This window comes from Actinomadura sp. NPDC049753, from assembly GCF_040674655.1.
Lineage (GTDB): Bacteria > Actinomycetota > Actinomycetes > Streptosporangiales > Streptosporangiaceae > Spirillospora > Spirillospora verrucosospora.
Window position 1 is genome coordinate 1 of record NZ_JBFARL010000390.1, and the last position, 3,107, is coordinate 3,107.

At 75.9% G+C, this 3,107-nt stretch carries 4 protein-coding genes; 1 reads left to right on the top strand and 3 read right to left on the bottom strand.

The features are described from left to right. From AB0K37_RS41345 to AB0K37_RS41355, 3 genes are all read right to left on the bottom strand, one after another. The coding region (locus AB0K37_RS41345; protein ID WP_363991481.1) for an FtsX-like permease family protein at positions 1-836 on the bottom strand (836 nt) is incomplete at its 3' end. After that, positions 833-1,549 carry an ABC transporter ATP-binding protein gene (locus tag AB0K37_RS41350; RefSeq protein ID WP_363991483.1) on the bottom strand — a complete coding sequence of 239 codons (717 nt, stop codon included), beginning with the start codon at positions 1,547-1,549 and terminating at the stop codon, positions 833-835. The genes AB0K37_RS41350 and AB0K37_RS41345, both read right to left, overlap by 4 nt. Beyond that, positions 1,546-2,133, bottom strand: coding sequence for a PadR family transcriptional regulator (locus AB0K37_RS41355; protein ID WP_363991485.1), 588 nt, complete (start codon positions 2,131-2,133; stop codon positions 1,546-1,548). Before AB0K37_RS41355 ends, AB0K37_RS41350 begins: the two co-directional genes overlap by 4 nt. Positions 2,134-2,273: 140 nt before the next feature. On the opposite strand from AB0K37_RS41355, the gene AB0K37_RS41360 reads away from it, so the two are divergent. Further along, positions 2,274-3,062, top strand: a complete 789-nt coding sequence (locus AB0K37_RS41360) for a hypothetical protein (RefSeq protein ID WP_363991487.1) — start codon at positions 2,274-2,276, stop codon at positions 3,060-3,062. The last annotated feature ends 45 nt before the right edge of the window (positions 3,063-3,107 follow it).

The window sequence follows — 3,107 nt, forward strand, 5'->3', positions numbered from 1 at the left end:
CGTCCGGCTCGCGAAGATCGCGGTGAATAGGCTGTGATCATGGACATCGACATCGCGGCGGGGACCACGGACGACGTCGACTCGCTGGAACCGCTCCACGGTCCGGCGAGCACCAGGCCGATGATGATCGCCGCGGCGCCGAGCGCGGCGCCGAACTCGCGCAGCACCCGGACGCCCTCCAGGGACCCCGCCAGGCCCGCCACGACGAGGACCCCGCCGGCGATCGGCAGGCCGCGCCGCGCCCGGCCGGGCGGTTCGCGGCGGCCGGCGAGGGCGGCGACGACGTCCATCCGGCCGGCCTGGCGCGCGGGCACCAGGGCGGCGAGCACCCCGCTGCCCGCGCCGAGCAGCACCGTCACGGCGACGACGGTCCACGGCACGGTCAGCGGGCCGAGCCCGTCCGGTCCGGACCCGATCCGCGCGACGACGGCCGCGGCGGCGATGCCGAGCCCGGTCCCGACCAGCGCGGCGATCCCGCCGAGGAGCAGGCCGCTCGCGAGGACGACGGCGCGCAGGTGCCGGCCCGCGCCGCCCGACGCCGCGACGAGCGCGAGCTCGCGGCGCCGGCGCCGGACGTCCACCATGAACGCCGGCCCGGCGAGCAGGACGACCTCCAGCACGACCATCGCGACGATCATCGCGAGCACGGCCGACTCGGCGGCGCTCGGGGCGCCGGACTCCGCGTCGGCCCCCGCATCGGCGGTCGAGCGCAGCACGGCCAGGGCGACGACGACGCCGATCGGCAGGCCGATCATGGACAGCACGAGCGCCGTGCGGCCCTTGGCGCGCAGCGCGTCCTGGCGGGCCAGGCGCAGCGCGAAGACGTAGCGGTTCACAGCTTCTCCTGGAGGAGGCTCTCGGGGCCGGTCGCACCGGGCGTGGCGTCGACGATCCGGCCGTCGCGCAGGAACACGATCCGGTCGGCCCAGGCGGCGTGGCGCGACTCGTGCGTGACCATCAGGCAGGACGCGCCCGCGTCGCAGCGGGCCCGCAGCACGCGCAGCACGTCCTCGCCGGTGTGGCTGTCGAGCGCCCCGGTCGGCTCGTCGGCCAGGACGAGCCGCCGCTCGCCGACCAGCGCGCGGGCGATCGCGACGCGCTGCTGCTGACCGCCGGACATCTCGTCGGGGAAGCGGTCGGCCAGCTCGGCGACGCCGACCTCCGCGAGCGCCTCCCGCGCCTCGCGGCGGGCCGTGCGGGCGCGGACGCCGTCCAGCTCGCGCGGCAGCATGACGTTCTCGGCCGCGGTGAGGCTCGGGATGAGGTTGAGGTCCTGGAAGACGTAGCCGACGCCGCGGCGGCGCAGCGCGGCGCGCCCGGCCCGGCCGAGCCCGGCGAGGTCGGCGCCGTCCACGAGGATCCGGCCGGCCGTGGGATGGTCGAGCCCGCCGGCGAGCGTCAGCAGGGTCGACTTGCCGGAGCCCGAAGGGCCCATCACGGCGACGAACTCCCCCGCCGCGACGTCCAGCGTCACCTCGCGCAGCGCGTGGACGAGGGTCGGGCCGGCGCCGTGGTCGCGGGACACCTCCCGCATCGCCAGCAGGCTCATCGCCGCGCCTCCTCGTCGACCGGAGCGGGCGCCTCGACCGGGGCGGCGGGGCCGGTGGCCTCGGCGCGGGCGACGTAGGCCTCGCAGTGGTCCAGCCAGCGGACCTCGGCCTCCGCCTGGAAGATCATGGATTCCAGGACCAGCCGCCACGCGCGGTCGCCCTGGTCGGCGGGGACGGCGGGCGCGCCGGCCTTGAGGCGGGTGAGGTCCTGCAGGGTGCGCAGGGTGGCGGTGCGCTGGGTCTGGACGACGTCCGCGGCGTCGACGCCGGGCGTGGTGACGGCCATCGCCAGCTTGATCGCCAGCTCGTCGCGGGGGCGGTCGGAGCGGGCGATGGGGGTGGCGAACCACCGCCGCACGTCCTCCTCGCCCGCCTGGGTGATCCGGTAGACGAACCGGCCCTCGTCGTCGGCGTCCCCGCGCGTGACGAGCTCGTCGCGTTCGAGGCGGGAGAGGGTGGAGTAGACCTGGCCGATGTTGAGCGGCCAGGTGGCGCCGGTGGACGACTCGAACTCGGCGCGCAGCTGGTAGCCGTAGCGGGGCCCCTGGGACAGCAGGGCGAGCAGACCGTGACGGATGGACATGCCTACCAAGTATGCATACCGAGTATGCGGCAGGCAATACCGAGTATGCATCCGAGAGGACACACCGGCCGGTTTTCACTGTGCGCGACGGATCGGGGCCTTACCGTGACCGGAGTCCCCGGCCGATCAGGAGATGCCCCGTGACCTCGGACAACACCATCAGCGTCCTGCGCGACGTGCTGCGCGTGTACGACCACCGCTTCCTGGCCCTCGACGGCCCCCAGCGGGAGCGGCTGGTGGAGGGCACCCGCCGCGTCCTCGGCGAGGAGGGGCTGAGCGAGGCCGCCCGCGCCGCGATGCCCGCGTCCGCTCGGCTCAGGGCGTTCTGCATCCAGCACGGCCTGCGCGACGAACTGGAGCGGCTGATCCGGGACGAGGTCGAGGGGACCCCGGCGGGCGCGGTCGTGGTCGGCGGCCGGATCTACGCGATGTACCCCTACCTGCGCGGCGTCTCCCGGCAGGACGCCGACATCACCACCGAGGTCGGCGTCGAGCACCGCCTGGAGGCCGTCTGCTGGCAGGGCAGGAAGGTCCGCATCCGCGGCGCCGCCGCCCTCCAGCGCGTCGAGACCGGCCGGACGTCCGTCGACGTCGTCCTGCGGGAACGCGCGTCCGGCAAGGAGCACGGCTTCGTCGCCGATCCCCGCGCGGGCCGCTCCGGAGGGTTCGAGGTCGTCGCCGACCCGGCCGCCGTGGAACCGGGGCGCTGGGACGTGCACGTCACCGCGACCGCGCTCGGCGTCACCCGCGAGGCCCGCTTCGGCTCCGTGCGCGCCGAGGCGGTGAAGGCGGCGGCGCAGCGGCGGGCCGTCGGCACGAAGGACGTCACCGTCTACTTCACCAAGGGCGGCCACCTGGCCCTGCTCGTGGACGAGGCCGCCGAGCCCGCCTCACTGCGCGGCAGGATCCGCCGCCGCCTCCGCCGCTGAGCACGCGGGCCCGCGCGGCCCGCGCGGCCCGCCGGGCATGCGAAG

Coding starts and splice junctions, on each gene's coding strand:
- AB0K37_RS41350 (WP_363991483.1), bottom strand. CDS start 1,549: ATGAGCCTGCTGGCGATGCGGGAGGTGTCCCGCGACCACGGCGCCGGC.
- AB0K37_RS41355 (WP_363991485.1), bottom strand. CDS start 2,133: ATGTCCATCCGTCACGGTCTGCTCGCCCTGCTGTCCCAGGGGCCCCGC.